The following is a 1,932-nucleotide window of genomic DNA, read 5'->3' as shown; positions in this document are numbered from 1 at the left end:
TAATACTCCTCCATTTCCGCATCAACTTCGCGCCGATAAGCTTCCATCTCAGAAATCATCTCATTAAAAAGAGGATTATCTTTATACATTCCCGCAAACTTTATCCAAGGATTTTCCGATTTAGGTAAAGCTATTTCTTGCACGACAACTTCAGCATTTTCTAACCGCGCTGTTAAAAGCTGGTTAATACTTTTTAACGCAGCTTCCCGTGTATCTCCAGTCACTTCACAATCCGGCAACCCCCACACTGTAGCTTTATATTTTCCTTCTTTTTCCATCTCAACTATTACTGAGTAACTTAATTGAGCCAATTTTTGCTCTGATTCATCTAATAAAGTAGTTTTCATTATCCAATTCCTCCTATTCTATTTTAGGAATTATAACCTATATGTCAATTATATGTGAACGAACCTGCATCTCATCCATCCTACTCAATCCAGCTAAAGATGTTACTTTAATTGACCTAGTATTTCGGCAAAATCATCATAAAAAAAAGAGACTTCTTGAATAGCAAGAAATCTCTTTTTTAAACCTAAACCGATCGCACTCAGGCTGTAGCGCGTGCGGCAAACACCTTTTGGAAAGCAGGTCGTTCGGAAATACGCTTCATGTAATCCAAAACGGCTGGATAAGCACTCAAATCGAGTTTCAGCATGATGGGAATGTAAGCTAAAATAGAACCGACTGCCACATCTGCAACGCTGAACTCTTGTCCGAGTACAAAAGGTTGCCCCTCAAACATTTGATTCAGTGGCCCTAACAAACGCGGCATTTCCCGATCGCGATTCGCTTCGATAAAAATGCCATTCCCCAATGTAGAATTGGCAAACAACACCCACTGAGCGATCGCACCCTTCTGTTCTGGCTCAGCTGACAGATTGCCATACTTCTCTGCCAAATAAAGCAGAATCGCCCCAGATTCCCAAAGCTTAAAATCCCCATCCATTATGCTGGGAACCTTCCCCATCGGGTTAATTGCTAGGTATTCCGGCTGGCGGTGTTCCCCATTTTGCAAATCCAGCGTGACAAATTCGTAAGGAACACCCAGTTCTTCCAGATACCACTGGGGAATTGTGGCCCGACTGCGACCACCACCATATAGTTTCAACATCTTTCTTAAAATTTGGTTAAAGAACTTTATGAGTGTATTCGTGCTGCTTTACATTATCCTCAGTTCTGACAATGCGCTGAGAGTTCAGCACGCGCTTGCGTTCTGTAGAGTAGTTAAAGTCCCGGCGGATCGTACCCTGGGGAATCAGAGACTGAGCCACGGGACGACGTTTGTAAGTGCGGACTGCGGCGATCGCCCGTTCGGCAAACTCATCGCAGAACTGCGCCGACTGTGGGAATTCTACTGGCTTCTGGGGTGTATCGCCCGCTAGTACCGCTCCCAAGGTTGTCGCACAAGCAATTTGGTAAGAAGTAGGAATGCCCTTGACAAGAGCTTCCAAAGCTGCTGAGGGGATAGGTTCCACAACAGGAACCTGATGAACTTCTCCGTCTTCTTTAATAAAGCAGGTTGCCAAGCCGAGTACCAGATAGTCTTCCGCCGATACATCAGGGGCATTGGGATGCAGAAAAGCAGTAGTCATGGGTGTTTCGATTTAATCGTTCAAAAGATCGAAAGTCTCTATAACGTAGGATTTTACCGCTCAAAAGGTTACAGTCGAACTTTCCGGATCGGCTGTGCAAAGTCGCGATAGAGATTGCTGAGGGGTTTGTTGGCCTCAAAAAGCCGTTTCGGGAATACCCGACCGGGAGACTGTAGCTTATACTGGGTAGACAATTTTAAAATTGACCACCCACCCTCATTCTCCCCTACGAGACGGAGATGGCTGCGAACTAAACTTTGATTTGGTGTCAAACAGATTAGCTGCAACGTCCGTTTATCTTACTTAAGACACATAAGCAAGTGACACAACAGACAGATCG

Annotated in this window: 3 protein-coding genes; all 3 read right to left on the bottom strand. The window is 44.7% G+C overall.

Annotated elements, in window-relative coordinates:
• On the bottom strand, window positions 1–347 hold a 347-nt coding region (locus H6S82_RS31330), incomplete at its 3' end, for a type II toxin-antitoxin system HicB family antitoxin (RefSeq protein ID WP_191057344.1).
• A 200-nt stretch (window positions 348–547) separates the two neighbouring features.
• Window positions 548–1,111 carry a glutathione S-transferase family protein gene (locus H6S82_RS31325; RefSeq protein WP_190469086.1) on the bottom strand — a complete coding sequence of 188 codons (564 nt, stop codon included), beginning with the start codon at window positions 1,109–1,111 and terminating at the stop codon, window positions 548–550.
• A gap of 16 nt (window positions 1,112–1,127) precedes the next feature.
• Window positions 1,128–1,592 carry a hypothetical protein gene (locus H6S82_RS31320; protein ID WP_190469090.1) on the bottom strand — a complete coding sequence of 155 codons (465 nt, stop codon included), beginning with the start codon at window positions 1,590–1,592 and terminating at the stop codon, window positions 1,128–1,130.
• Between the last annotated feature and the right edge of the window lie 340 nt (window positions 1,593–1,932).

It is taken from the genome of Planktothrix sp. FACHB-1355 (assembly GCF_014748295.1).
Classification (GTDB): domain Bacteria; phylum Cyanobacteriota; class Cyanobacteriia; order Cyanobacteriales; family Aerosakkonemataceae; genus Aerosakkonema; species Aerosakkonema funiforme_A.
This window is presented reverse-complemented; position numbering and strand designations above follow the sequence as displayed.

Bases quoted from the DNA above. Each gene is read 5' to 3' on its own strand.
- H6S82_RS31325 (WP_190469086.1), bottom strand. From the start codon at position 1,111: ATGTTGAAACTATATGGTGGTGGTCGCAGTCGGGCCACAATTCCCCAG.
- H6S82_RS31320 (WP_190469090.1), bottom strand. From the start codon at position 1,592: ATGACTACTGCTTTTCTGCATCCCAATGCCCCTGATGTATCGGCGGAA.